This is a genomic window from Oceanobacillus sp. CAU 1775 (genome assembly GCF_054482815.1).
The window spans coordinates 140,742-167,688 of sequence record NZ_JBTLRO010000005.1; the positions used below are offsets into that span (position 1 = coordinate 140,742).

The 26,947-nt window shown below is 35.5% G+C and carries 20 protein-coding genes; 6 read left to right on the forward strand and 14 right to left on the reverse strand.

The annotated features are described in order from the left end of the window. Positions 1-12: 12 nt before the first annotated feature. Both ACXYMZ_RS10290 and ACXYMZ_RS10295 read right to left on the reverse strand, forming a co-directional pair. On the reverse strand, positions 13-2,799 hold the full coding sequence (locus ACXYMZ_RS10290; RefSeq protein ID WP_458948315.1) for a UPF0182 family membrane protein: 2,787 nt from the start codon (positions 2,797-2,799) through the stop codon (positions 13-15). Between the two features lie 145 nt (positions 2,800-2,944). Next, positions 2,945-4,669 carry an ABC transporter substrate-binding protein gene (locus ACXYMZ_RS10295; RefSeq protein WP_458948316.1) on the reverse strand — a complete coding sequence of 575 codons (1,725 nt, stop codon included), beginning with the start codon at positions 4,667-4,669 and terminating at the stop codon, positions 2,945-2,947. A 111-nt stretch (positions 4,670-4,780) separates the two neighbouring features. Here ACXYMZ_RS10295 and ACXYMZ_RS10300 point away from each other — a divergent pair, with 111 nt between their 5' ends. Next, positions 4,781-6,004: an MFS transporter gene (locus ACXYMZ_RS10300; RefSeq protein WP_458948317.1), complete on the forward strand. Its 1,224-nt coding sequence runs from the start codon at positions 4,781-4,783 to the stop codon at positions 6,002-6,004. Positions 6,005-6,057: 53 nt separating this feature from the next. On the opposite strand, the gene ACXYMZ_RS10305 is transcribed toward ACXYMZ_RS10300, so the two are convergent. The 11 genes from ACXYMZ_RS10305 to secA all read right to left on the reverse strand — a co-directional run bounded on the left by ACXYMZ_RS10305 (position 6,058) and on the right by secA (position 22,385). Further along, positions 6,058-7,110, reverse strand: a complete 1,053-nt coding sequence (locus ACXYMZ_RS10305) for an FUSC family protein (protein ID WP_458948318.1) — start codon at positions 7,108-7,110, stop codon at positions 6,058-6,060. A 120-nt stretch (positions 7,111-7,230) separates the two neighbouring features. After that, positions 7,231-10,323 (reverse strand): AAA family ATPase, encoded by a 3,093-nt coding sequence (locus ACXYMZ_RS10310; protein WP_458948319.1) that lies wholly within the window; start codon positions 10,321-10,323, stop codon positions 7,231-7,233. 33 nt (positions 10,324-10,356) lie between these two features. Then, positions 10,357-11,508, reverse strand: a complete 1,152-nt coding sequence (locus tag ACXYMZ_RS10315; protein WP_458948320.1) for an exonuclease SbcCD subunit D — start codon at positions 11,506-11,508, stop codon at positions 10,357-10,359. A 60-nt stretch (positions 11,509-11,568) separates the two neighbouring features. Further along, positions 11,569-12,753, reverse strand: coding sequence for a PDZ domain-containing protein (locus tag ACXYMZ_RS10320; protein WP_458948321.1), 1,185 nt, complete (start codon positions 12,751-12,753; stop codon positions 11,569-11,571). 258 nt (positions 12,754-13,011) lie between these two features. Then, positions 13,012-14,469: a S41 family peptidase gene (locus tag ACXYMZ_RS10325; RefSeq protein WP_458948322.1), complete on the reverse strand. Its 1,458-nt coding sequence runs from the start codon at positions 14,467-14,469 to the stop codon at positions 13,012-13,014. Between the two features lie 306 nt (positions 14,470-14,775). After that, positions 14,776-16,206 carry a murein hydrolase activator EnvC family protein gene (locus tag ACXYMZ_RS10330; RefSeq protein ID WP_458948323.1) on the reverse strand — a complete coding sequence of 477 codons (1,431 nt, stop codon included), beginning with the start codon at positions 16,204-16,206 and terminating at the stop codon, positions 14,776-14,778. A gap of 52 nt (positions 16,207-16,258) precedes the next feature. Further along, positions 16,259-17,152 carry a permease-like cell division protein FtsX gene (gene ftsX / locus ACXYMZ_RS10335; protein ID WP_458948324.1) on the reverse strand — a complete coding sequence of 298 codons (894 nt, stop codon included), beginning with the start codon at positions 17,150-17,152 and terminating at the stop codon, positions 16,259-16,261. Next, positions 17,142-17,828: a cell division ATP-binding protein FtsE gene (gene ftsE, locus ACXYMZ_RS10340; protein WP_458948325.1), complete on the reverse strand. Its 687-nt coding sequence runs from the start codon at positions 17,826-17,828 to the stop codon at positions 17,142-17,144. Before ftsE ends, ftsX begins: the two co-directional genes overlap by 11 nt. A gap of 360 nt (positions 17,829-18,188) precedes the next feature. After that, entirely contained in the window at positions 18,189-18,557 is a 369-nt protein-coding gene (gene cccB / locus ACXYMZ_RS10345) for a cytochrome c551 (protein WP_458948326.1), read from the reverse strand. A 193-nt stretch (positions 18,558-18,750) separates the two neighbouring features. Continuing rightward, positions 18,751-19,852 (reverse strand): peptide chain release factor 2 gene (gene prfB, locus ACXYMZ_RS10350; RefSeq protein ID WP_458948327.1). Its coding sequence is split into 2 segments (ribosomal slippage): positions 18,751-19,779 and positions 19,781-19,852, totalling 1,101 coding nucleotides; the frame shifts between segments, so codons are not numbered across the junction. Positions 19,853-19,868: 16 nt separating this feature from the next. Next, positions 19,869-22,385 (reverse strand): preprotein translocase subunit SecA, encoded by a 2,517-nt coding sequence (secA, locus tag ACXYMZ_RS10355; RefSeq protein WP_458948328.1) that lies wholly within the window; start codon positions 22,383-22,385, stop codon positions 19,869-19,871. 437 nt (positions 22,386-22,822) lie between these two features. Between secA and ACXYMZ_RS10360 the strand changes: the two genes are divergently transcribed. Then, positions 22,823-22,981, forward strand: a complete 159-nt coding sequence (locus ACXYMZ_RS10360) for a DUF6526 family protein (RefSeq protein WP_458948329.1) — start codon at positions 22,823-22,825, stop codon at positions 22,979-22,981. A 308-nt stretch (positions 22,982-23,289) separates the two neighbouring features. Here ACXYMZ_RS10360 and ACXYMZ_RS10365 read toward each other — a convergent pair whose 3' ends face one another. Continuing rightward, the gene (locus ACXYMZ_RS10365) at positions 23,290-23,550 is read right to left on the reverse strand and encodes a metal-sensitive transcriptional regulator (RefSeq protein ID WP_458948330.1); all 261 of its coding nucleotides are present in this window, start codon (positions 23,548-23,550) and stop codon (positions 23,290-23,292) included. A gap of 225 nt (positions 23,551-23,775) precedes the next feature. On the opposite strand from ACXYMZ_RS10365, the gene ACXYMZ_RS10370 reads away from it, so the two are divergent. The 4 genes from ACXYMZ_RS10370 (at position 23,776) to ACXYMZ_RS10385 (ending at position 26,803) form a co-directional block, all read left to right on the forward strand. Beyond that, positions 23,776-25,470, forward strand: a complete 1,695-nt coding sequence (locus ACXYMZ_RS10370) for an FAD-dependent oxidoreductase (protein WP_458948331.1) — start codon at positions 23,776-23,778, stop codon at positions 25,468-25,470. Between the two features lie 204 nt (positions 25,471-25,674). Next, entirely contained in the window at positions 25,675-25,857 is a 183-nt protein-coding gene (locus ACXYMZ_RS10375; RefSeq protein WP_458948332.1) for a hypothetical protein, read from the forward strand. 73 nt (positions 25,858-25,930) lie between these two features. After that, on the forward strand, positions 25,931-26,293 hold the full coding sequence (locus ACXYMZ_RS10380) for a hypothetical protein (RefSeq protein ID WP_458948333.1): 363 nt from the start codon (positions 25,931-25,933) through the stop codon (positions 26,291-26,293). A 69-nt stretch (positions 26,294-26,362) separates the two neighbouring features. Then, positions 26,363-26,803 carry an SCO family protein gene (locus ACXYMZ_RS10385; RefSeq protein WP_458948334.1) on the forward strand — a complete coding sequence of 147 codons (441 nt, stop codon included), beginning with the start codon at positions 26,363-26,365 and terminating at the stop codon, positions 26,801-26,803. Positions 26,804-26,947 lie beyond the last annotated feature (144 nt).

Here is a 26,947-nt window from a genome sequence, read left to right on the forward strand (position 1 = left end):
TTTTTTATAAAGTTAATCTTGCATATTAGCTAAAATTTCTTCGATCTCTTCCATTATACTTCCTGCTTCTCCCCAGTCACCATTCGATAATGCATCTTGGTAAGCATCAAATAGGTCTGAGAATTGCTGAAGAGCTTCTGCTGCTTCAATCGGAATTGTTGGCTCACCTGAATCCGTTGTTTCCTCATCAATATCTTCTTCAGGATCCGCTCCAGGGTCTGTTTCTGTATCAGCACCCGGATCAACAGTTGGTGTTTCCCTGTTAGGATCAATCAAGTCAAACATCGCTTCTAAAGCTTTGTCGAAATTACTCTCCATCACGATATGGTCTTCATATGCAATAACAATCTGCTTCACTTCAGGTAATGAAGTTTCGTTTGAAGACTCAATGTATATCGGTTCAACATACATAATCGTATCTTCGATTGGAATTGCGATTAGATTTCCACGGATGACTTCTGATCCACCTTGTGACCAAAGATTCAACTGCTGAGAAATCGTACTATCCTGGTTAATTCGGTTCTCAATTTGTTGAGGCCCATATACGTTTCGCTGTTTCGGGAAGGTATAAACAAACATTTCACCGTAATGCTCGCCATCATTCCTTACTCCCATCCAAGCAATCATATTCTGCCTGTTACGTGGCGTGTATGGAACCATGAGAATGAATTCTTCCTCTTCATACTCAGGTAATTTCATAGTAATGTAATATGGATCCATTTCTACATCATTATCTTGCAAACGTTCAGTCGCAAATTCCCAGTAGTCTTCACGGTTGTAGAAGACTTCTAAGTTTGACATATGATATGTCCCATACATTTTTGCTTGAATTTCAAATAATTGTTCTGGATAACGGAAATGATTTTGTACATCCTCTGGAATTTCCTCTGTAAATAAATCAGGGAAAATCGCCTGGTATGTCTGTACAAGTGGCTCATCAGGTTCAACGATATAGAAATCAACTTCTCCTGTATAAGCATCAACCATTACTTTTACCGAGTTACGGATATAATTGTGATTCTCACTAAATTGTTCAGAGTATGGATAATTTTCTCCAGTTAAGTAAACATCCATAATCCATGCTAAGCTGCCATCGTCACGAATGATAATATATGGATCATTATCATAATCGAAAAACGGTGCGATCTTATTCACACGTTCAACGATGTTACGCGTTTTTAATAATCTACTATCTCCGTCCAATTGGTCCGAAACTAAGAATCGGAAAGAACCCTGGTCAATGGCAAATAGAATTCTATTTAAACCATTTAATTGGATACCTGATTCTTCTTCATAACGAGTAGAAATATTTTCATCACCTGAAGGGTAATCAAACTCATCCACTTCAGTATTTACAATAACATCATTGTAATCCTCTTCCCCAAAGTAAATTTGTGGTCGAGACAATTCAATTGCTCCCTCTGCAGGAATATTACGCATTAAATATTCTGGTTGCCCTTGAGATGTAATTTCATTTACATGACTCATTGCTACGCCATAACCATGCGTATAACGAAGGTTACGGTTTACCCATGTTTGTGCTTGTTCAGGTAAATCTTCAGTGATTAATTCCCTTGCACCGATAAATACTTGTTGATATTCCCCATCAATTTCATAACGGTCAATATCAATATCATTAAATCGGTAATACGTTCTAAATGTTTGGATCTGATTATAAATATCCAATAGTGGACGAGAATCATTGATTCGAATATTATCGATTGTTAGTGCGTTTCTCTCTACCATTGCTTCATCTAAAGAATAATTTCCTGGATGTTCTTCTTCCACTATTCCATCTAAATCATATGCTGCACGGGTAAACTCTAAATTCTTTTCAAGGTATGGTGATTCTCTAGAGAACTCATTTGGTGAAACAATGAAGTTCTGTACAACAATAGAAGCACCTTGTCCGAGAACGAGAAGTCCGAGATAAACAGCAATAGGAATAATTGCTGAATTAATTTTCCCACGGTATAAAGAAACAATCGTCCAGATTGCTCCAAGTAACGCAACTACAGCAAGTATATACGCTTTTGGAATATTAATAAGTTCATCTGTATAACTCAAACCGTGCACAACACTATTTTGGAATAGGTTTACACTATTAGAAAGCAGTGTATGATACGGTGCTAAGTAATGGATGCCCGCAACCATTAAACCGATCACTAAAATCGTAAAACCAATATGCAGTTGTGCTCTTCTATTCAGACGGTACATGTTAAATAGTGAATATGCTGCAATTTCTACAAATAAAGCAAGTACTGCCAAAGTTAATACCAAGTAAATAATGAACTCAATAAATGGTAAGACAAACATATAGAATGAAATATCCATATTAAAATGTGGATCTGTCAGACCAAATTGTTCATGCTGAATGAACTTCAGCATTGGTTCCCAACCAATACCTTGAACAATCGTACTTCCTAAAATACCGATAAAGAAAGAAATACCAACAATAATAAGTCTGCTATACTTCTTTTCCTTAATAATCGGTGGCAGTTGACTACTATGTAATTGACTTACATAAGAGCTTCGAATCCATTGTAAAGTGACAAATGATACGACGAAAAACAATAGAAACCCTGCACCAATTAAAATTGCTTTTGTTCCAAGTATCGTTGTAAAGATATTGCCAAAGTCTAAATTATCCATCCAAATATAGTCTGTAATCCAATTAAAGCTAATAAGAAAGATAATTCCAATAGCAAGTAAAATACCAAAAATAATACCGAATATTTTACCCAGTCTCTTAAATTTTGCTAACTGTTCTGGGGTTAGTTCTGGCTGTTGTGTACTCAAAGTGACCCTCCCTTAAATATTTTTCTATTTTAATCATAACAGAATTCGAGGTGAAACACCTCTATTAAACATGTATACCGTGTATTACGGATGAAAATGAAAAATGTTTCAATTATTTATATCTTTTTGGTAAAAATCACCTGCGCTATTTTATTCGCTGCCAAACATTACGATAGTCAATCCTACCATTGCTATCCAGTTCGATATTCATGTAAGTGCTATTACTAGGTTTAAAAATATTATGCGAACGATGGTTCAAAAAGAAAAGTAGGTGCTGCTCTTTTAAAAATATTTCCATTTCAAAATATATCTCCCAACGCGCTCTTTCATCCTTTGTTTCTTTTAATCGTCTTTCCTGCTCCATTATATATCCACGCATTTCATCACTTAAACAATAATAAAGTGCTAATTGAGATGATGTCAGTGTAATAATGGAAGATAATAAATGATCTTCTGATAAAGCGACTCCTGAAACGAGGATGTCATATTTATGAATGACTACAGGATTTTTAAAGTCTGTAGCGTTAACTATTTCTACCTTAGTAGAAATTCCTGCGTTCTCTAGCTGCTCCTTTAAAATAAGTGCTTCCCTTTCATGATTTACGCCTTCACGAATTTGTTGAGCACCAATTAGAAGTTCCATATCTAAATGGACTGGCTGTACTGAATAATCTATTACTGGAGTTTTTTGCTCAGCAGAAGCTTTTGTATGGAAACTATGAGCAACGACTTCACCCTCCAAACAAAATGCTTGAGGATTTATCCACTCAGTAATTTTTGCTCTAACTTTTGAATCTTGTAGAGGTCCATTTTTCGCACAGTTAAAAACTATAAAGTCTGCTCCCTCTTCCACTACTTTCACTTCTTTCCAAGAAGTATTCGGTGCAGAAAGTAATAATGGATGTGTCTCTTCATGTTGAAATGATGCAGGTGTTTTAATTATTTCTATTCGATCTAACCATGGTCGCAATCCATAATATCTTGGAAAAACCTCTAATCGAATGGTCTCTTTATCTTGCTCTGTTAACTGAAAAGGTCCGCTTCCAATCGGATTATCACTGAACTTCTTTTTCTTCTCTAACATTTCTACAGGAATAATCGATGTAGCAATACTTGATAAATAGCGTGGAAACATAAAATCTACTTCTTTCAATTGAAAAACTACAACATAATCAGATGCACAAGTAATTTCCTTTACATTTTTCATGAAAGGATTTGTGCTTGGAAAACGTTCAAACGTAGCTTTAACATCAGCACTATTTAATTCTCTACCATGATGAAAGAATACTCCTTTACGCAAATAAAAAATCCAACGCATTCCATCTTTACTTTCAAAATGATGCGCAATACGTGGTGTTAGCTTCCCAGACTTAGGATCAAATTCTACTAAGCGGTCAAAGATTTGCTGAACCATATGTCCATCATGTCGTGATCTAATTTGCAAAGGATCCATTTGTAGCTTTGTTTCGTAAAAGGGATATCGTAAAACATCTAAGTCCTGATTCGTTTCCGTCTTTTTCATTAATCCAAGATATGTATTTAACCATTCCTGAAATTCCGTTTGTGAAGATTTTTCAAGTTGCTCCATAATAGTAAATCCTTCTTGATATTTCTCCTGCTTGATATAATGCTTTGCTTCCTCTAAAAGAATGCCATCGAAAGTATAATGGAGTTTAAGTTTTGGCTTCTTGCCACGGCCTCTTTTTACCTTCCAATCAACAAATTTTTCTTTATCCAAATAATTGATAATTGTTTTTGCGTGTCGCTCCGAACAGTCAAAAAGATTTGCTAAATATTCAATGGTTGTTTCTCTCGCTTCGCTTTTAACAAAGTGATTCGTTAATAATTTCATGTACTTGCTATATCTCATCGTATCCTCCAATAGGTGAACAGCTAATTTTAAAATTATTCACTTTATGTTCCTCTTTTTATATTATAGACTTTATCCATATCAGGAACAACAAAAGAATGGAGAATAAAGATGCATGTACCGAATGACGAAGAGGTAGTCACTTCCCTCTGGAGCAATAAAAACTTTTTACTTATTTGGTTTGGCAGTATTATTTCTAGCTTTGGATCGCAAATGTATACGATAGCAATTCCTTTATTAATCTACCAAATTAGCCAATCAGCATTAGCAATGAGTACGATGCGTGCGATTGAATTCTTCCCAAACATTCTAATTGGCATGCTAGCCGGCGTGCTTGTTGACAGGTTTAGCCGAAAGAAAATGATGCAATGGATGAGCTTTATCCAATTTGCTTCCGTGTTTGGAATGGTCACTCTTTTATGGACGGACCAAATAGAAATATGGCATTTATATATTCTTGGGTTCATTCTATCAAGTGCTGGGTATACTTTTGGAAATGCACATCATTCAGTCATTCCACAAGTAGTAACCAAAGAGCAACTCACATCTGCGAATGCAAAATTATCATTCGTAGGCACGCTAATTCAAACAGTTGGTCCAGGCTTAGCAGGAACGTTTCTCGTCCTCTTTTCTTTTACTTCGACTCTGTCTATTTACTTAGTTTGCCTATTTATTTTATTTCTTTGTGTTCATCAAGTACAAGTCCCGATCCACATCGAAAAAAGACAGGGGAAAACTAGTATTTGGCAAGATATGAAAGAAGGAATTCAAGCACTACTAGTAAATAAAACCTTGCTTACACCTACCATTACGGTGCTATTTATCAATTTTGCTTCTAGCCTTGTCATTGGTGTACTCACTTTTTATACAATCGATAAGTTAGGGGCAACTGAAGCACAAATTGGTTTAATGTTTAGTATCTCTGCGATTGGTGGGCTTATAGGTGCAACGTTGATAAGTAGAATTCGAAAAAAATATGGACGTGGAAATATTTTCACTTTCTGTCTCTTAATCGACGTTATTGGAATTGGCTATCTTGTAATTGCTCCTACTTGGTGGGCAATTGGAATTGCGCTTGCTATCAGAGCCTTTTCTACGACTCTTTCAAACATCGTTTATTTTACAATTAGACAGGAATTTACTCCGAATCATCTATTGGGACGTGTAGCTGGTACATCTTCCATGCTCATGAAATTAACACTTCCATTTGGCTTGTTCATTTCAGGACTATGGGCAGAATGGTTACCAATCCCAATACTGTTCGCCATTTCATCAGGAATATTTTTCATCTTATTTATTCGCCTTTATCGTCATCCCTTTCGAAAATTGGTATGAAAAAAGCACGGGAAGTCTGTTACCAACAAACTTCACGTGCTTTTTATAGTAGATTACTCCATATATTTTGGCTTGTTTTCTTTTTTTCTTACATACTTCTCTAATTTATCCAGCTCTGCATACAATTCAATTAAACTATTCGCAATCGGGAAAACGTAAGCCCATTTTTCGAATCCTGATCCTTGTAGTTCATCAATTAAGTTATTGATTGTTACTTGCATTGCTTTCTTCGTTTCCCTTTGTAAATCTAGGTCAAGAATAATTTTATCCTGATAGAGTAGGAACACGTTCTCACTATAATTCGTAATTTCGTTAATTAAGTTTTTAATGACGTCACTTTTGCCGCCACCTAGCTGTTCAATTACTTCAATGTTTTTTTCTAACTGACCAATTAAAGTATATTGCTTTTCAAGAACCGCAATCATTCGTTTATAAATAACAATACTCCTGAGGAAACTTAGTTTACTCCGCATGAAAAAGCGCGTTCTCTCACCAGATATAATATCAAAGTAATCTTTAATTTTCGTGATTTGTTTTTCGATTTCACGGTCTTCCCCTTTAATCGTCGGAAGACTCATTGTTTTATTAGGGATAACTCTCAATAAAAATTGTGTTTGTTTAATTGCTTTTTCAATCATACTAAATAACATTTTTTGGTGGTTTGGTGGAAAGATAAGGATATTTACAATAAAAGCTGATAAGACACCAATTACCACAAGTGAAACTCTTTCAACAATATAGACAAAATTAATTCCATCTGTACTTGCAAGCATCATTGCCATGATTGTTAATACTGTTAGGCTGACCGTTTTATTTAAACCTAAACGAACGTTGATTCCAATCGAGACAATAACGACTAGTCCAACAGAAAGTGGATGTGTGCCTAATAGAAAGATACCCAGAAGTGAAAAGGCAACTGCAATCGCATTTGCGAAAACAACTTCTTTCATATATTTGAATGAGCGCATAATTGATGGCTGCATTGCAAGAACAGTTGCGATTGCCGCAACAATCTCCATTTCAAGTTCTAGTAAATTTGCGATCACAAGTGTTAAAGTAACAGCAATCCCAGTCTTAAGCATCCGTGGACCGATACTAATCTCCATGTATACACCTCTATAATCTAATTAACATTACTTATTAAGTATAGATTCATAAGCGATTTAACACAACTATATTTATTCCAGAGTAAGGAAGTGCTGCTACTACATAAATAGCTTCCCATTTTATTTCAAAATAAACGCTGTCTGGCTATGTCCTTCTTTGGATTTTTTTACTTCTAGAATGGCTGGGAAGATATCTTTGAGCTCTTTGACGTGAGAAATAACGCCAATCATTCTTCCTGACTCCATCAATTCAATTAATGCATCAATTGCTTTCGTTAGCGCCTCTTCATCAAGCGAGCCAAAACCTTCATCAATAAACATTGTATCGATAGAAATATTCCCTTGGAAGCTTTGGATAACATCTGACATTCCAAGCGCAAGCGATAGTGCAGCATGGAATTTCTCCCCACCTGATAACGACTTCACATCCCTTGTTTGTCCTGTGTGACTATCATACACATCAAGAGCCAGTCCACTTTGTTTTCCATGAGATTCTTGGCGATCACTTCTTGTGAGATAGTATTGATTATTAGAAAGCTTTTGCAGCCTCAAATTAGCTGAATGAATAATCTGCTCCAAATATTCCATCTGCAAGAAACGCTCAAATGAAATCTTTCTACTGTTTTGCCCACGTAATGTATCGTATAGGTCTGTTAGAAGTGATAGATAAGCTTCACTTTCCATAAGTTTTTCTTCAGCGAGAATAATCTTGCTTTGTAAATCTGTCGCTTCCTTGTAATTATTCTTGGTTTGATTAAGCTCCTGAAGGGCTTTTTCATAGTTTTCCTGTAACTGTGTGACCTCTAGTTGTAATTCCTCAAGATTTATCTGTTTTTTGCCCTCTAATTCTTTTTGTAGATCTTTTACTGATTGAGTGATTAGTAGACGTGTTTGTTTATATGTTTCAATTTCTTGTCTCAGATTTGCTCTTTCTTGCTCAGACATTTTTGCTGTTAAATATGCTGCTTCATCTTTGAAGTCTTGCTCAACCAATTTTATCTCAAATTCTTTGGTTGCTTGTATGCGTTTCGTCTCTAGCTCACCAAGCTGCTTGCTTAAATGAATAAAGTCCGCTTCTCGTTTTGTAAATGCTTCTTTCTTCGCCTGTAATTCTTTTTGGGCAGTTTCCCAAGCATTTTCTAATTTATTTTTAATGAGCTTTGTAGCTTCTATTCTCTGTTCAAGAATTTTCAGCGTTTGTAATTCTTCAGGTATTTTACTCCTTCTTTCATTTAAAACTGCTTGTGCTGAAGAGAGTGCGATACTTTCTTGCTGATATTGCTCTTGCATTGCTTTATAATTTTGCTCAAATCCCGTTCTTTGTTTGAAAAGCTCTTCTTCTTTTTCTTTCTTTTTAACCAAAGTCTCTTTAAGTTGTTCCCACTTTTCAACCGCAGCTCTAACTTCTTTTCCAGTAAGAACTAAATCATCAAACTGCTTGTCGATTGTCTCGAAATCCGTTGTATATACTGTCAATTCTTCCTTCACTTCTAAAAATTGAGTTTTTCTTGATTGCAAATGAATACTAACTTTCTGATAGGACGCTTCAACAAGTTCTAGCTCTTTTTTCAACTTGGCTAGTTCATTTCTTGAAATAGACTCTGTGTGACTCGGTGCTTTATGTGGATGATGTGTGCTCCCGCAAACAGGACAAGACTTTCCATCCTCTAAATGTTCAGCAAGTACAAAAGCTTGGTTATCTAGCCACATACTTTCCTTGTTATTATAGTTAAATTTTAACGCTTCATAGGTATTTAATTGCTGTCGGTATTCTTTTTCAGCTTCAGTGATTTCTTGTAATAGTTTACGATATTTCTCAAAAACTTTTGCCTGATCCAGCAGATTTCTTAATTCAAGTTTTTTATCTGCTAATTTATCAATCTCCAGCGTTAATTGTTTGATTTCATTTTTATTTTCATCCGTTAATTTTTCTGATTCCGTAAGTTTTTCCTGTAGAATTTTAAGCTTTTCTTTTAAATCTGTTTCATTTTTTTGCAGTCGAGCAACTTCTTGTTTGTTCTCTTCTAACCCTTTCACAATTGGAAGATAACTCTCCAGATTGCTTAGCGTTTTAGCGATTTCTTCTCTTTCGTCTTTCTTATTTTCTTCAGAAGTATAAGTATCTTTTGCTTTATCAAGTGCAATTTCAGCTTTCTGAAAGTTATCTTTCCCTGATTCTAACTCTTTCGTTTTTTCTTTCTCATCTTCAACAACTTGATTGCGAGCATGTTCGTACATATAAATAGCATTCGCTTTTTCAGCGGCGATAAGTTTTTTCTCTTTTTCTTCGATTTCTTCACGCTTAGACTCTAACTCTGTCAGTTGTTTTTCCTTTGCTTCTAGTTCTAGGAATTGTTCATTTAGACGTGATGCTTCATGAAGCTCTTTTTGTTTTTTTGAGCTTTTCTCAACAGCCTGTTTATAATTCGCATCATCAATTGTTATTTTATTCTCAAAATACACTGCTTCTTCTGCTAAAGCTTCTAATACCTGTGATGAATTATAAAAATCAGCTGAAAGAACTTCCTTAAGGATAGCATCTTCACGAATTGGTAAAATGGCTGGAATATTATTTATCAGCTCATCTCTTTGATGGACGTCTTGTTTATAAGTTATGTCTGCTTCACTTCGCTTATTCTTAAGTGTTTCGTTAATTGCTTTATAGCTTTCCGTTTTAAAAAGTCTTCTTAAAATAGCTTCCTTATTTTCCGTATCCGAAGTTAAAAGCTTTCTAAACTCTCCTTGTGGGAGCATAACAATTTGCTTAAATTGATCTTGCGTTAAGCCGATAATTTCTTCTACTTTTTCATTTATTTCTGACACTATTTGACGGTCCACACATGAAATTTCTTCCGTTCCATTGATTTGATAAAATTCATATTTCTCGCCAGTCTTTGATTTATTTCCTGTTTTTATATGTCCAGGCTGTCTGAGGATTCGGTAATGCTTTCCTTTAAGTAAAAATTCAAGCTCTACAGCTGTATGTACATCGTCATCAGCAAAATCACTGCGCAATAGTTTTGTTTCCCCGCGGTCTTGCCCACTTGCAGAACCGTATAAAGCAAAACTAATTCCATCGAATATGGTCGTTTTTCCCGCACCAGTGTTCCCAGAAATCACGAATAAATGATGATCATCAAGCTCAGTAAAATCAATTACTTCTGTATTTTTATATGGACCAAAGGCCGTCATTGTTAGTTTAATTGGTTTCAAAAAAGCTTCTCCTTTCTATTAGAAAATGAATGGTTATTTCTCTGCGTTCTCTAATGTATCTAGTACCTCAGCAAAAAGGCTTTCCATTTCTTCTGTAGGTGAAGCTCCTTTTACTTCTTGGTAAAATGCACGAAATAGTTCAACGTCTGACATTTTTTTGCGGTCTTGTTGTTCATTGGTTTGATTTGCCAATGGCAGTGGATTGTAAAACTTCCTCTCAACATGCATCGCATTTGGAAACACCGAACGAATTTTTTCCATTGGAGAAATAACTGGTGTTTTGTCCAAAAGCTGAACATACACATAGTCATCGCTCACTTCTTCTTTCAAAAGGTCATCAATATATCCTTCAACTGTTCTCATATCACGCTTTGCCTCAAGCAAACGTTTTTCTATCTCTACTTTACCAGTGCCATCCAATTCCACACTAAAGAAACCTTTCTTATGGAATTCTTCTGAGATAGAATATTTCAAAGGAGAACCAGCATAGCGAATCTTTTCATCGAAGACATAATGTGCTTGATGGAGATGTCCGAGTGCTACATAATCAAAAGGCAAATAATGTTGTGCTTCTACATATTCAGAGCCGCCAATTGAAAGCGGGCGTTCAGATTCACTTGTATTTTCTTTCTCCACACCAGATGGCGTCACAAATGCATGTGCCACAGCAATATTTCTCACATTTTTATCCATTGTTTCATTTATACTTTTTATAATTCTTGCTTGGGCATCGTTATGGTTACGAACCGAATCATCTTTATAAATATTTCTAACCACACTTGGATCACAAAATGGAATTAAATAAAAATGAACTTCACCGTGTTGATCGTGGAGAATAATTGGTTCTATCTTTTCTTCTATATGACCTGCAACATGAAAACCATTTTTTTTCATCAGACTACTTCCAAAATGTAATCTACTTGGGCTGTCATGGTTTCCTGCAATTGCAAGAACTGGAATTTGAAAGTCGAGGACGATCGTTTCGAGTGTATTATCTAGTAATTTTACTGCGTCTGTTGGGGGCACAGCGCGGTCATATAAATCTCCTGCGATAATAACTGCGTCTGGATTTTCTTCCTCTATGATGTTTATAAAATTATTTAATACATGTTCTTGGTCTTCTGTCATTGAAACTCCATGCACAAGTTTTCCTAAATGCCAATCTGCTGTATGGAAAATCTTCATTCTAATCTTCCCCTTTCTACTCTATATCTAGAAAAAGAGAGGAAACGATCTCCTCTCCCTTTAATTCTTTGCTATTAATTTAAATGGTTCTTTTACAAAGATGAGTCCTAGTTTGTGATGATCGCCTTCGTAAAAGGCTCCTTGGACAAATCGAACTTCTTCGTTGTCATCTAGTACTTCTAGTTTAAAGTAAGCACCATTTCCTTGCAATGCTTCGTAGAATTCATCTGCATTACTTATTTTTCTATCATTTACTTTTGAAATAATCTCACCAGGTAAAATTTCCAATCGTTCTGCTGGGGAGTCATTAATGATAGCTAACACACGTGTTCCTCTTGCGTGTGGCTGGAAGTACGGACGTTTTTGTTTATCTTGAAGTCGAAAACGGTAGATAATAAATTCCCGACCGAGTAGTCCGATTAATAACGCCACAAGGGACATGCCATTCACATACAGTCCAAGAACAGACACTAGGATAACTAAAATCCCAACCATCATTAACTTCTTACTCAACATTTTACCAGCAATCGGTGCTAGGCTGCCTGTTACTTTTTGAGAGATTCCTAGTACAAATGGAAATAAAACAATTCCGTATGATCCCTCGCCAATGGAAAATAGTGGCCAGTAAGGAGCAAACGACTCTATTAATCCTCCCGGAACTAAAAGAAAAATTGGGATGATACCAAGTTTTTTAATATAATGATTTCCAATCCAATAGCCCCGATCACTTAATACAAGATTTGGATAGGTTGACTTTCTCTTTGTTTGTTTCAAAAAATATGATTCTACTAGTAGCATAAAACCAAGTAAAAGACTAAGTGCTAGATAGTTCGTTTCTGAGAACATATTATTATCGATGGTATCGATATTTTCTACTATAATTGGTGCAAATAGCAATAAAATATAAGCGAGCCCTATAGTGTAACTAGCTGAAAGCAAAGAAAAACGCATACTAAGACTAAGTATTATTATTGCAATAACTAACATGATGAGACTATCTACAGAGAATATAACACCCGCTCCCAAAATAATAACTGAAAAAAGGAGACCAAATATGAGTGAGGGCAGCAAGGTATGTCTTATTTCACTAAAAAGTCCAAAAATTTTCCTGCCAAAGTGATATCTCTCCTGTTTAATTCGGCGATATCCAACAAGGAATAGAATAAATATCCCCCAATAAAATAAAGGATTAAGGAATAATCTACCAACCCCTTTTCCGACTTCAAGTAACCAATCTTCGACCATGTGCATCACCTTCTATGTATAGTCTATTAAAATTCCGTTCCTATGTAATATAAAACTATGTATTAGACAGTATACCATGAATTCTAAGTTATTTTACTATCGGAAATGAAATTCATAGCTTCATAAAGTTTGTTTACATGCTTCAATTATAAGTCGATAGAAAAAATAATTTTTCATACATTTTCAAGGATATTATTTAAATCTAAATGAAAAAACAGGATGATTCGTAAAATCCATCCTGTTTTAATTGTATTCCAATTAATTGTATAGTGCTTTTAACGCTTCTTCTAATTGTAAATCGTCTTCACCGCTTCGGATTCTTTCGATTACTTTTGTATCAATCATTCCTGCTGTTTGATTATCGACAATACCTGTTACATCTAAATCATTATCAGCTTGGAAGCTTTCTACAGCACGCTCTGTCTGTACATCGAAATAACCATCTTGTCTACCTGGATCATAACCTAATCCATCTAACATCAATTGAACATTTGCGATCATCTGACTTGTATCGTCTAAGCCCATCGGTTCTTCACTCGTAATTGGGTTAGCATAATAATACTCAGGCTGGTCAACCTCAATCGTTGGCTCTACCCCAACGTCGTCAATCCATTCGCCGTTAGGAGATAACCACTTATAGGTAGTCATTTTAATTGAACTACCATCACCTAAAGGAAGTGCTGTTTGCACCGTACCTTTTCCATAACTGGTGTGACCGACGATATCATAACCATTTTCTTTTAATGCGACTGCAAGAATTTCTGAAGCAGATGCACTACCTTCATTAATAAGTACACTTATTGGATAGGCTTTTTTCTCACTTAAAGTAGAATGGAATACATCTCTTTCTCCATTTGCATGTTCAATTTGTAAATATGGAAGTTCTTTAGGAATAAAGTGACTAACCATTTCCTCTACAACATTCAATAAGCCGCCTGGATTCCCTCTAACATCAATAACGAGCCCTTCCATACCTTCAGCTTCAAGTGCTTCTAGATGCTCTGCAAATTCGTCACCTGTGTTTTCTGAGAAATTCGTTACTTGGATAACGCCAGTAAGTTTTCCATCTACTTCCTCTGTCTCACTGTAAACCGTTTCGACTGGAATCTCATCTCTGACAATTACTATTTTAAATGGTTCTGGAGAAGTTGCTCGCATAATTTCTAATGTTACTTCCGTTCCTTTTTCCCCGCGTATCTTAGCTACAGCTTCATTTAAATTCAGCCCTTCTAAGCTCTCATCATCTACAGATAATACTTGGTCATTCGGACGTAATCCAGCTCTTTCTGCAGGTGAGTCTTTTATTGGAGAAACAATCGTGACAACACCATTAATCATACTCACTTCTGCACCGATTCCTTGGAAAGAAGATTCAATTTGTTGATTGAATTCTGCCATTGAATCCAGATTTAGGTAAGATGTGTGTGGATCTTCTAAAGTGGCTAGCATTCCTTCAATTGCACCTTCGATTAAATCTATATCCTCAACATCTTCTATATAATTTTCTTTTATTAAGCCAAATGTTTGAGCAATTTTGTGTAACTCTTTTGGTAAAGCATTTGATTCGTTAGTTTCTGTATCTGGACTAGACACAGTTGATTCATTAACAGTTGGCTCATTCTCTGAATCGGTTAACATCATAGCTCCATATGCGCCAATAAAACCTAGTAACAATGCTCCTAAACCTAAGAGAACGACCTGAATTCTTTTATTCATATTTCCACCTCAATTATCTTTAACTCCGTTGTAGAAAAGCATACCATTAATTTTTTATCGTGACTATGTAAATGTCTTTAAAATTGTAAAAAGGTTCTCAGTCAAATATTGGAGTGAATGTGTGTGGATACTGATATATGTCGATAAATGCTGATATGGACACATCATATCCTGATACTGTCACAACTTTTCCTGATATAGACACAATTTATCCTGATATGTATCATCAAACAGCATCTTAAAAACAAATTAAAAATCAGTGAAGCTTGTAAAAACTTCACTGATTTATAGATTATACATTTTAAATTATCTCAAATATGGTAATGGGTTAACTGGATTTCCGTAACCACCTGCATGCACCTCAAAGTGTAAGTGTGGTCCTGTTGAATCTCCTGTATTACCAGTTGCACCGATAACTTGTCCTTGGCTAACTTGCTGGCCAGGTGAAACGTTTATACTACTTAAATGAGCTGAAACCGTTGTATAGCTTTTACCATTTATGTAGTGAGAAATCATAATTACATTTCCGAATCCACCCATGAATCTAGCTGTACTTACAATTCCATCTGCTGGAGCTACAAGAGGTGTTCCTGTTCCTACTCCAAAGTCAACACCAGCGTGTAGACGTGGAACGTTATAAATTGGATGTACTCTCATTCCATAGCCAGATGTAAGACGTCCGCTTGCTGGGTGAATAAAGATACCACTTCCTCCACTTGATGGTGGGGCAGATACTGCTGGTTTCTTGTTTTCTGTTGCAGGTTGATTTGCATTATTATTATTATTATTATTTGATTGTGCTGCAGCCGCTCTTGCTTGTTCAGCTTCGCGTCTTTGTCTTTCTTCTTCTTGACGTTTTCTTTCTGCTTCTTCTCTAGCTAACTGCTCTAATTCTCCAATTTGCTTTTGAGCCATTGCAATCGCTGCTGCATGTGCTTGCTCTTCTGCTGCTAGAATTGCTTGCTCGTCTTCGATTGATACTTTGATTTCTTCTAGTTCTTCTTTTTCTTTTTCTAATTGAGCCATTAACGTATTTCTTTCCGCTTTTTGGCTATCAAGTTGTGTTTTTAAACCTACTAATTCTTGTTTTTGTGATTCTAAGTTTTCTTTTTTAGCAACAACTGTATTTTTACTTTCTTCAACTTCTACTTTATTTTCTTCTAGAAGTTTTTGGTCTGCTGCTTGTTCTTCCATAATGGTTTTATCTTGATCCATAATGGTATTTACTGCTGTTGCACGACTAATGAAGTCTCCAAAGCTTTTAGCGGCAAAAATAACTTCTAGATAATTAATTTGTCCACCGCTCTGCTGAATCGTACGTAGTCGATCTCTTAACAATGCATCACGTTTCTCAATTTTATCTTCTAAAATAGCAATCTCTTCAATCAAGATTTCAATTCTATTATTTAATTCCTCTATCTCTTCATTTGTTGTTGTGATTTCATTTTCTTTTTTGGAAATTTCATCTTGCGTCTTGTTTAATTCTAACTCGATCGCATTGATTTCACTTTCCACCGTTTTTTGTTCGTTAATATTTTCCTCAATTTGTTTCTCTGTATTATTCTTCTCGCCATCTAGGATGTTTTTCTCCTTAGATACGTTTGACTTTTCGTTTTCGTATTGATTAATTTGTTTCTTTAAATCTTGGATAGATTCTGCAGAAACTGCTGGACCAGCTGTTAGTGTAACTAGTGCAATAATCATTACAATAATTGTAGTTCGGATAGATGCCTTCAATTCGTATTCTCCCTTCAAAAACTCCGTGACTGTTCACGCTATAACTTGCTATTTATACTCTCAAGAATTTACGGACGCTCATTACGCTTCCCCATACACCAATTGACGCTCCAATTAGTAGAACGATGGCTGCAAGCTGCCACGCAAATGGGTTAAACGGTAAAAATTGTACGAAAGGTATAGTAATCTGGCTTGCTAAATTATTGTATAAATAGTGGTAACCAAAGAGTACGATAGCCATTGGGATAATTGAACCTAGGATTCCTAGTAACAATCCTTCAACGAAAAATGGCCATCTAATAAAGCCATTTGTAGCCCCAACTAGCTTTTGAATTGATATTTCTGTCTGTCTAGCAATGATTGTGATTTTTATTGTATTTGAAATTAAGAATACTGCTGTTAATACTAGAGCTGAAATAAGCACGATACCTATTATTCTTGCGTAATTATTAAATTGGAAAAGACTATCAACAATATCTTGACCAAACTGTACAGCTGAAACATGATCTAACTGCTCAGCCTCTGCAGCAACTGCTTCCGTTTCTTGTGGATTAATTGCCCGGACAATAAATGCATGGTTTAATGGGTTGTCTTGGTCCATTAGCTGCCAGGCTTCTCCATATTCACCCATGCTCTCAATAAGATTTTCAAGTTCCTCATCATTGGAAGAGAAGTAAACGGACTCAACGCCCTCTATTTCTTCTACCTGATTTCCGAGTGCAATTACATCTTCATCACTCGTCGTTAAATCTACTAATATCTTTATCTCAACATCATCTTCAATGTTTTTTGCGAATTCATTTAAATTAAATACGATAGCTAGAAATACACCGACTAAAATTAATGTTGTGGTAACTGCTCCGATTGAAGCAATTGTCATCCAGCCATTTCTAAAGATGTTCTTTGTTCCTTCTCTGACGTGTCTTGTAAAAGTTCTATATTTCATAACCGTATTCACCTCGTTGCTCATCTCTAACAATTACACCGTCTTCGATAGCAATCACACGCTGTTTCATAGTGTTTACGATATCTTTACTGTGAGTCGCCATGATAATTGTTGTTCCACGATCATTAATATCTTCAAAAGTTTTCATAATTTCCCAAGACGTATCTGGATCTAGGTTCCCCGTCGGCTCGTCGGCAATAACAATACGTGGGCGATTTACAATTGCCCTCGCAATGGAAACACGCTGCTGCTCTCCTCCAGAAAGTTCTTCAGGTAAGAAGCGTGATTTATTTTTCAATCCAACCTCTTCTAATACTTCCATCACCCGCTTACGAATTGTCTTTGGTGATTCTTCGATAACTTCTAATGCATAAGCAATATTTTCATAGACTGTTAGTTTTGGTAGCAATTTAAAATCTTGGAAAACTACCCCTATCTCACGCCTAAGAAAAGGGACTTCTTTTTCCTTAATCTTGTCTAGTTCTGTTTCATTAACTACTATTTTCCCTGATGTCGGTTTTTCTGCGCGATACATCAACTTAATGAAGGTCGATTTACCTGCGCCACTATGCCCAACTATGTAAACAAATTCACCTTGATCTATCGTAACATTTACACCATTTAGAGCGGAAACTCCATTGGGGTATGTTTTATGTACGTCTTCCATAAGAATCATATTTGAATCACCTTTTAAATTATTTTAAATAAATCTATTGTTTTCTATGCAAACGAAAGTAATAGACTTTTCTCTAGTCATTATAACATCATTTATCTACTTTTTTAGACATAAAATTATTACATTTATATTTCAAAAGGGATATCTTGTAATTTTTAAGGAAAATATAGGGTATAATATGTTTTTTACTTACAAATAGGGAGTTTAGTACTATATTTTTGGAGGTTTTATTGGATTAAACTTTCTTATTCTAAATAAATAATAGTATTTTTTACAGAACGCAACAGATAGAAAAGAAAAAAACAAACAAAAACAGCCTAACTCACATAATGTAAGCCAAGCTGTTATGTAAAATTAAAATTATTGTTTTTCAGCTAACCATGCAGAGATTGCATCTAAATCGTCACCTGAAACGTTTTGAGGTTGCATAGAACCAATACCATTAACAATGATGTCAGCAATTTCTTCCTCAGAATATTTGCTTCCAACATCTGTTAGTCCAGGACCTGCACCACCACTTAAGTCAGCACCGTGACACATTGCACAGTTTGCTTGATAAACTTCTTCTGCATGTGCAGCATCAACAGATCCGCCATCTCCGTTATCTGTTGCTTCTTCTGTACCTGTATCACCAGTATCAGCTGGCTCATCAGCTGCGCCGTCATCCCCGCCACAAGCTGCAAGTACTAGAACTGCCATAAAAAGAACTGCTAGTAACCATTTCTTCATGTTTAAATCCCCCAATCTAAAATGTTTTTAAAGCTCAATATTATTATAACCTATTCCAACATTTTTAAAACCTTCTGTAACAGCGGTTTCATTGATTAGGAAGCTTTTTCCATAACAAAATATTACGCAAAGCTTTTCGTATCAAGGGGTTACCTATTTATGTCATTTTAATGAATTATTGGTTGCATTCAACTTAATTAATTTGAGAACGTAAATAGGCATCAATAAAGATGTCGATATCGCCATCCATTACCGCTTGTGTATTTCCTACATCCACATTTGTACGATGATCTTTTACCATCGAATATGGATGGAAAACATACGAACGAATCTGGCTTCCCCAACCGATTTCCTTTTGTTCTCCACGGATACTTGCTAATTCCTGTTCTTGCTTTTCAATCTCTAATTGATAGAGCTTTGATTTCAACATTTTCATTGCTGTTTCACGGTTCTTAATCTGAGAACGTTCTGTCTGACATGTAACAATAATATTTGTTGGCAAATGTGTAAGCCTAACTGCTGAATCCGTCTTGTTAACATGCTGACCACCAGCACCACTCGCACGGTACGTATCGATTTTAATATCTTCTGGTAAGACTTCAATATCAACATCATCGGTCATTTCTGGCGTAACATCACAAGAAACAAAAGATGTATGACGTCGTCCTGATGAATCAAATGGTGAAATACGTACAAGACGATGGACACCTTTTTCGGTCTTCAGATAGCCATAAGCGTTATGTCCTTTAATAAGCAAGGTAACACTTTTCACACCCGCTTCATCACCTGGTTGATAATCCAAAGTTTCGACACTAAATCCTTTATCTTCACCCCAACGTTGGTAAAGACGTAAAAGCATACTCGCAAAGTCCTGTGACTCTGTTCCACCAGCACCTGGATGAAGTTCTAAGATAGCATTATTCGCATCATACGGTTCACTTAGTAACATTTCTAACTCGAAGTCATTGATTGTTTTCATGAATGCCTCAAGCTGTTCATTCAATTCTTCAAATAATTCCTGGTCGTCTTCTTCTTTAACTAGTTCATAAGAAACTTCAAGGTTATCTAATGTTTCTTCTAATTCCTCAAAAAGCTCTACATTTCTTTTAAGTACATTCGATTCACTTATTACTTTTTGCGCTGATGTTTGATCATCCCAAAAGCTTGGTTCTGACATCAATAGCTCTAGCTCTTTTATTCGGGAACGCTTTGAATCGAGGTCAAAGAGACCCCCTAAAAGTTTCAACTCTTGTAGATATTGCATCTAATTCATTTTTAATTTCAACTAAATCCATACTCTTCACCTCTTAATTAATTCTTTCCGTGACAATTTTTATATTTCTTCCCGCTACCACATGGACATGGATCATTACGGCCTACATTATCTTTCTTTACAATTGGTTTGTTAACTTTTTTCTTGCCATCTTGCCCACCAAGACCAGCAGTAGTATTTTTAACTACTTCTTGTCTTTGTAAGTTATCTCGAATCTGAGCTTTCATTACATACTTAGCAACTTCATCTTCAATACTCTGAACCATTTCCTCAAACATTTGGAAACCTTCCATTTGATATTCACGTAACGGATCATTTTGTCCGTATGCACGTAAATGAATACCTTGTCTTAGCTGCTCCATCTGATCAATATGATCCATCCATTTTTGGTCTACTGTACGTAATAAAATAACCTTTTCAAACTCTTTGAATTGCTCCGGCTCAAGTTCTTCACGTTTGTTATTGTATACTTCAAGAACCTTTTCCATAATAAATGCAGAAATCTCTTCAGGTTCTTTGTTCTTTAAATCATTTGTCGTTATGGTGCCTTGGTCAAGTAAGTTTCCATGTACATGCTCGACAATTGCATCTAGATTCCATTTATCCTCATCTTCATCTTGTGTATGTGTAAAGACAACTCTATCAAGTGACGAGCTAATCATATTTTCAATAATTTCCGATAAGCCATCTTCTGAATCAATAACTTCGAAGCGCTGCTTGTAAATGATTTCACGTTGTTCACGTAATACGTCATCATATGATAGAACTGTTTTACGAGCATCAAAGTTATTACCTTCTACTCGTTTTTGTGCAGATTCAACAGCACGAGATACCATCTTACTCTCGATTGGCTGTGTATCATCCATACCCAGACGGTCCATCATATTTTTAAGGTTATCTGAACCGAAGCGGCGCATTAATTCATCTTCCATCGATAGGTAGAATTGAGTCACCCCTGGATCCCCTTGACGCCCAGCACGACCACGAAGCTGGTTATCAATTCGGCGGGATTCATGTCTTTCTGTACCAACAACCGCAAGTCCACCTAAATCTAAAACGCCTTCCCCAAGTTTAATATCCGTTCCACGACCAGCCATATTCGTTGCGATCGTTACAGATCCTTTTTGACCAGCACTCTCAATAATCTCTGCTTCACGGAAGTGATTCTTCGCGTTTAAAACTTCATGACGAACGCCAGCTTTTTTCAACATTTTTGAAATTAACTCTGAAGTTTCAACTGCAACCGTACCTACAAGTACAGGTTGGCCAAGCTTGTTACGTTCTTTAATTTCTTCAACTACTGCATTAAATTTAGCTTCTGTTGTTTTATAAACCAAGTCTGCACGGTCATCACGAACGATCGGCTTGTTTGTTGGAATTGCGATAACATCCATATTATAAATGTTACGGAATTCTTCTTCCTCTGTCTTCGCTGTACCTGTCATCCCCGATAGTTTATTGTACATACGGAAATAGTTTTGGAAGGTAATTGAAGCTAGTGTCATACTTTCATTTTGGATTTGTAAGCCTTCTTTTGCTTCAATTGCTTGATGAAGTCCATCGCTATAGCGACGTCCTTTCATTTTTCTACCCGTAAATGGGTCAATAATAACAACTTCGCCCTCTTCAACCATATAGTCCGTATCGCGAGCCATAGAGGCATGAGCTTTAAGTGCTTGGTTAATATGATGTGTTAGCGATACGTTATTCAAGTCAAATAAGTTCTCAACACTAAAGTAATTCTCTGCTTTGTTGATTCCCTCTTCTGTTAACTGTACGCCTTTTGTTTTTACATCATAAGTGTAATCTGCTTCTTGACTTAAAGTTCTTACAAAACTATTTGCTTGTGTATAAAGAGAAGCTGATTTTTTTGCAGATCCCGAAATAATTAATGGTGTTCTTGCTTCATCAATTAAAATCGAGTCAACCTCATCAATTACAGCAAAGTTAAGTGGACGCTGTACCATTTGGTTTTTATATAAAACCATATTATCTCTTAAATAATCGAATCCAAATTCATTATTTGTACCATAGGTAATATCAGAATAGTAAGCTTCGCGCTTCTGTTCTTTGGTCATACTATTTGTATTTAAACCAACCGTCATTCCTAAGAAATCATAAAGTTTACCCATTTCACGAGCATCACGATCTGCTAGGTATTCGTTAACCGTGATAATGTGAACGCCTTTACCTTCTAATGCATTCAAATAAGCGGGCATCGTTGAAGCTAAAGTTTTCCCCTCACCCGTTTTCATCTCTGCAATATTACCTTCATGAAGCGCGATAGCTCCCATTATTTGTGACTGAAATGGACGCATGCCTAAAACACGTCGTGATGCTTCACGAACGACAGCATATGCTTCATTTAATAAATCATCAATTGTTTCTCCATTTTCAATTCGTTCTTTAAATTCAATTGTCTTTCCACCAAGTTCTTCATCGGAAAGCTTTTCGATTACAGGTTCTAATGCTTCTATTTCATCAACTTGCTTTTGCAATCTTTTTACTTGTTTTTGGTTACCATCACCAAAAATTTTCGTCAAAATACTTGCCATATATTATACGCTCCTCGAGTAAAATCAATACAATTAGTCTCTTTAATAATAACACTATACGTTGAGCAATGACAACTAGATGAACGTGACTTAAATAGAAGCATTCTTTTTTTCGTTGGTCATTTTCATCAATCGTGTATAACTTCGACTAATCGTAACCTGTGACATAAAAAAAGGATAACCCTTTTAAGAGTAAATTTATCATACAGGAATTGAACAGAAATTTATTAAAATTTGACGGTTAGCTTTTAGATGCTTCTATTTTAATTCAATTTTTTAAAAAAAATGTTTATTGCGATATTAAAATAGAAATACACCTGGTTAATGAGGGATTTGTTCCGGATTCACTTATATATTTCTACTCTCTTTATTCTTCTATGAATTCCTACAGTTGATTATTGAGGATCCACTGACCGTATTGGCTTATCCAAGAAAAGTTGAGATATTATATGATGACACAGAAAAGAATCGATGCAAAAATTGCTACAGATCAATTAATTAGTTTACGCTTTGCATTAGACGAAGAATTTATTTCCATCGTTGAAAAGACTCTAAAAGAAGATTTATCAAAAGATGAAATAAAACAAGAAATTTAAAATTGGCGAGCAGACAATCACAGAGTATAGAGAAACATTTACGTTACAAAAGCTCTCTAGACAAAACGACATAGAGAGCTAATTTTTGTGTATTTTTTCATGTCCCTATTCATTTTGGGCCACGTATTCCATTTCTGAGTAATCAAGCATCCCAACTCTGAATTTTTGTGTTTGTCCCTTGGCAACTACAGTAGTTTTCTAATATGGAGATCATATGAAGAGATGCAGAAATTATAAATTAACATCCTTTTGATTACAGATTGGATGACATGTGTCTAGGATTATCATAAAATATTAAATTAAAAGTATTACCTGCTTTTTACAAGCAAGTTGACTGCTTCAGCAATTAGATCTTCTTCATTTTTCCCGTCAGCTTCTGCAGTTTGAACACACTCAATTAAATTTGAGCTCACAATTACGCCTAACGTTCGATCAGTTGCTGATCGAACAGCAGATAGTTGTGTAACTACATCTCTACAATCCTTATTTTCTTCCATCATCTTTAAAATCCCTCGAAGTTGACCTTCCATGCGCTTTATTCTATTTTTCATTTGATTAGTATATTCCATGATAATTCTCCTCTATAATTAATGATAACTACTAAAAGAATATACCGCCCGAGGTATATTGTCAATATAACCGCTTATTTGGATTTCTCTTAAATAACCATGTTTGACTTATTACCCCGTAGGGTATATTATTTCACTAGAAGTAAGCATGTAGATTAACACATATTATGAAGTATTTGCAACTAAGGTACTTTTTATAAATGAATATAAAAGGAGTGTTGTTTTATGCATAAAAAGATTGTTATTGTTGGCGGTGTTGCAGGTGGTGCATCTGTTGCTGCCAGAGTTAGAAGATTAGATGAAAATGCAGAAATAATTATGTTCGAAAAAGGACCTCATGTTTCCTATTCAAATTGCTCCTTGCCTTATCATCTAAGTGGAATTGTAGCAGATAGTGAATCACTCATCATGGTAAGTCCAGATACTTTTAAGACACGCTATAATATTGATGCTCGAACTAATCAAGAAGTCCTTCAAGTAAATAGAGAAAAACAAACAATCACGATAGAAGATTTGAACACTGAAGAAACTTACGAAGAATCCTATGATAAATTAATACTTTCACCAGGAGCAGCACCGATCAAGCCAAATCTGGAGGGGATAAACAACACCAATGTCTTTACCGTTCGCAATGTAACTGATATTGAAAATTTGAGTAACTTTATTACTCAAGAAAATATGAAAGACCTTGTTGTAATCGGAGGTGGTTTCATTGGTGTAGAGGTTGCTGAAAATCTGAAGTTAGCTGGATATAATGTATCAATTGTTGAATTTGCAGATCAGATCATGGCTCCTTATGATTACGATATGGTACAAATTCTTCATAAAGAAATGACAGATCAGGGGATTAATCTGATTTTGGATGATGGACTGAAAAGAATAAAAGAAGATTATATTGAAACAAATGCAAACAAAAAAATAAAAGCAGATGCAGTTATCCTTGCAATTGGTGTTAAACCTAATACGAATTTGGCAGAAAAAGCAGGACTTGAAATAGGTGAAACTGGTGCAATCAAAGTAGACCACAATTATTTAACAAGTGATAAAAATATTTATGCAGTAGGAGATGCAATTGAAGTATTCCACAAAATTCTGCATAAGCCAACAAAACTTGCACTTGCTGGACCAGCACAAAAACAAGCTCGAGCAGCTGCCGATCATATATATGGCATTCCAAATAGAAACCAAGGTGTTATCGGTTCTTCTTCTATCAAGTTGTTTGATTTGAATGCAGCTTCAACTGGGTTAAATGCAAAAACTGCACAACAGGCAGGAATTCCCTTTGATTCTGTTTACGTAATGCCTGGAGACAAAGTTGGACTCATGCCTGATAGTCATCCACTACATTTTAAATTAGTATATGAATACCCGACTGGGAGTATCCTTGGTGCTCAAGCGATAGGTAAAGGAAATGTAGATAAACGGATTGATGTCATAGCGGCGATGATTACAATGAATGGTACGGTCGAAGATTTAAAAGAACTTGAATTATCATATTCACCAATGCTAGGAACAGCTAAAGATGTTGTGAATCATGCTGCTCTCGTTGCTATTAACAAGTTAGACGGACGTTTTAAAGAAGTGAAAGTTTCTAAGGTACGCAGCTTAGTTGAGAAGAATGCTTTTATCATAGACGCTCGAGAGAAAAAAGAGTTCGAAGCAGGTCATTTACGAAATGCTATCAACATTCCATTAAGCGCGTTTAGAGAAAGATTAGATGAAATTCCTAGAGAAGAGCCTGTATTTATTCATTGTCGCTCTGGTCAGCGTAGCTATAACATGGTTGCCGCCCTAAATAATTTAGGATATGAAAATGTTTATAATATCTCTGGTTCCTATCTAGGCATCAATTTATACGAATATTATAATGACCAAGTTACTGGTAGAGAAAAGATCGTAACTGCATATAATTTTAATTAAATGATAATTGGATTTCTAGATTCATCTGGTTTAAATAGTAATAGATCTAAAATCAGATTTTTTTCATACCGAAGCGTTAGGTAACTACTAACGCTTCGTTTTTCTTTGGTATGCAATACCTAGGGGTTCTAATAAAATTCTTTATCCCACTTCTTTCGTACAACTTTCATAAATGTTTTTTATACTATAATAGAGGTGAATTTTATGGATAAGACAAAACAATTAACAATTCTACAAATTAATGATAGCCACGCTTATTTAGAACAACATTCCGAAATGTTCATTGAAAACGGTATTGAAAAATATCGAAAAGCTGGTGGCTATGCACGAATTGCAACTATTTTTAACGAATTAAGACAAGCCTACCCCAATAAAGTCTTAGCTTAAGATAATGGAAACACATTCCATGGAACGTATCCTGCAGTAGCTACAGAAGGAGAGTCCATCATTCCCATTATGAATGATTGTGGAGATTACTGGTGAAGAGATGCTTCTGATTTTAGAAGAAAATATTGAAAATACATTTTCTAGTAACCCCTACAATCAAATAGTAGGATATCTTAAACGTTGCCTTAGAATGAACTTGTTTATCAAATTAGAAAACCCAAAAAATATGCGGATTCAAGACTTGTTTATTGGCAACGAACGGATTGAAAAGAACAGAACCTATTTGGCGGCGTTCGGTACTGCACAAGCTGTCCCTAAGAAATACGGCGAAAATCATCGTCATCTTGAGATACACACAATGGATGCATTAAAACAGTATATAGAAAAGAAAAAGACAGTCTCACCTACACTACGTAATAAAGTGAAACTAATTTAATGTTAGGGAATGATTTGGATATATTCACCTATTAGAAAGAAAAGCAATTTGATTAGGAGAAATATTGCTATGAAGAAAATACTTTTTACTTTTATATTTTTTGCTATTATTTTCCTTGCCTCATGTGGCGGAAAAGAAATCGAAACAAATATGGCAAGCCTGCAACCTAAGATTAATGAAGCAGATTTAAATGTTAAACTCGTAACGTTTAGCGTGGATCTTGATTATGATACACCAGAAGTACTTAAAAGTTACGCTGTAGATTATAGTACAGACCTTAGTAATTGGTTTTTCCTTACAAGATATGATTTCAATACAATTAGAGATCCATCAAGGAATTCGTTCCGATCTGCTGTTGAGGATGCACCACCTGGCAGTGACCAAGTAACCCACGGAACAAGCTTCTTTCTTGTTAATCCAGAAGGGGAAGTCATAAAAAGGTATAGCGCTGTGAAGTCTGAGGAAATGGATGTTATAGTCGAGGACCTGAAAATAGTATCAGAACATTAGGTTGGGTAATAGTTAAATCAATCTGTAAGGCTAAAAAAGGCATGGTACCCAATTGATTACTAATCAGGAAATAGCCACACCTTTTTCATCCACAAAAATATGTTAGTTAGCAACAGGGCAAAAAATGTAGTATGCCATCTTCTC

What these genes read in the sequence shown, in the direction of transcription:
- ACXYMZ_RS10295 (WP_458948316.1), bottom strand. Translation starts at nt 4,669, where the DNA reads ATGAGATATAGCAAGTACATGAAATTATTAACGAATCACTTTGTTAAA.
- ACXYMZ_RS10300 (WP_458948317.1), top strand. Translation starts at nt 4,781, where the DNA reads ATGCATGTACCGAATGACGAAGAGGTAGTCACTTCCCTCTGGAGCAAT.
- ACXYMZ_RS10305 (WP_458948318.1), bottom strand. Translation starts at nt 7,110, where the DNA reads ATGGAGATTAGTATCGGTCCACGGATGCTTAAGACTGGGATTGCTGTT.
- ACXYMZ_RS10315 (WP_458948320.1), bottom strand. Translation starts at nt 11,508, where the DNA reads ATGAAGATTTTCCATACAGCAGATTGGCATTTAGGAAAACTTGTGCAT.
- ACXYMZ_RS10320 (WP_458948321.1), bottom strand. Translation starts at nt 12,753, where the DNA reads ATGGTCGAAGATTGGTTACTTGAAGTCGGAAAAGGGGTTGGTAGATTA.
- ACXYMZ_RS10325 (WP_458948322.1), bottom strand. Translation starts at nt 14,469, where the DNA reads ATGAATAAAAGAATTCAGGTCGTTCTCTTAGGTTTAGGAGCATTGTTA.
- ftsX (WP_458948324.1), bottom strand. Translation starts at nt 17,152, where the DNA reads ATGAAATATAGAACTTTTACAAGACACGTCAGAGAAGGAACAAAGAAC.
- ftsE (WP_458948325.1), bottom strand. Translation starts at nt 17,828, where the DNA reads ATGATTCTTATGGAAGACGTACATAAAACATACCCCAATGGAGTTTCC.
- cccB (WP_458948326.1), bottom strand. Translation starts at nt 18,557, where the DNA reads ATGAAGAAATGGTTACTAGCAGTTCTTTTTATGGCAGTTCTAGTACTT.
- secA (WP_458948328.1), bottom strand. Translation starts at nt 22,385, where the DNA reads ATGGCAAGTATTTTGACGAAAATTTTTGGTGATGGTAACCAAAAACAA.
- ACXYMZ_RS10365 (WP_458948330.1), bottom strand. Translation starts at nt 23,550, where the DNA reads ATGGAATATACTAATCAAATGAAAAATAGAATAAAGCGCATGGAAGGT.
- ACXYMZ_RS10370 (WP_458948331.1), top strand. Translation starts at nt 23,776, where the DNA reads ATGCATAAAAAGATTGTTATTGTTGGCGGTGTTGCAGGTGGTGCATCT.
- ACXYMZ_RS10375 (WP_458948332.1), top strand. Translation starts at nt 25,675, where the DNA reads ATGGATAAGACAAAACAATTAACAATTCTACAAATTAATGATAGCCAC.
- ACXYMZ_RS10380 (WP_458948333.1), top strand. Translation starts at nt 25,931, where the DNA reads ATGATTGTGGAGATTACTGGTGAAGAGATGCTTCTGATTTTAGAAGAA.
- ACXYMZ_RS10385 (WP_458948334.1), top strand. Translation starts at nt 26,363, where the DNA reads ATGAAGAAAATACTTTTTACTTTTATATTTTTTGCTATTATTTTCCTT.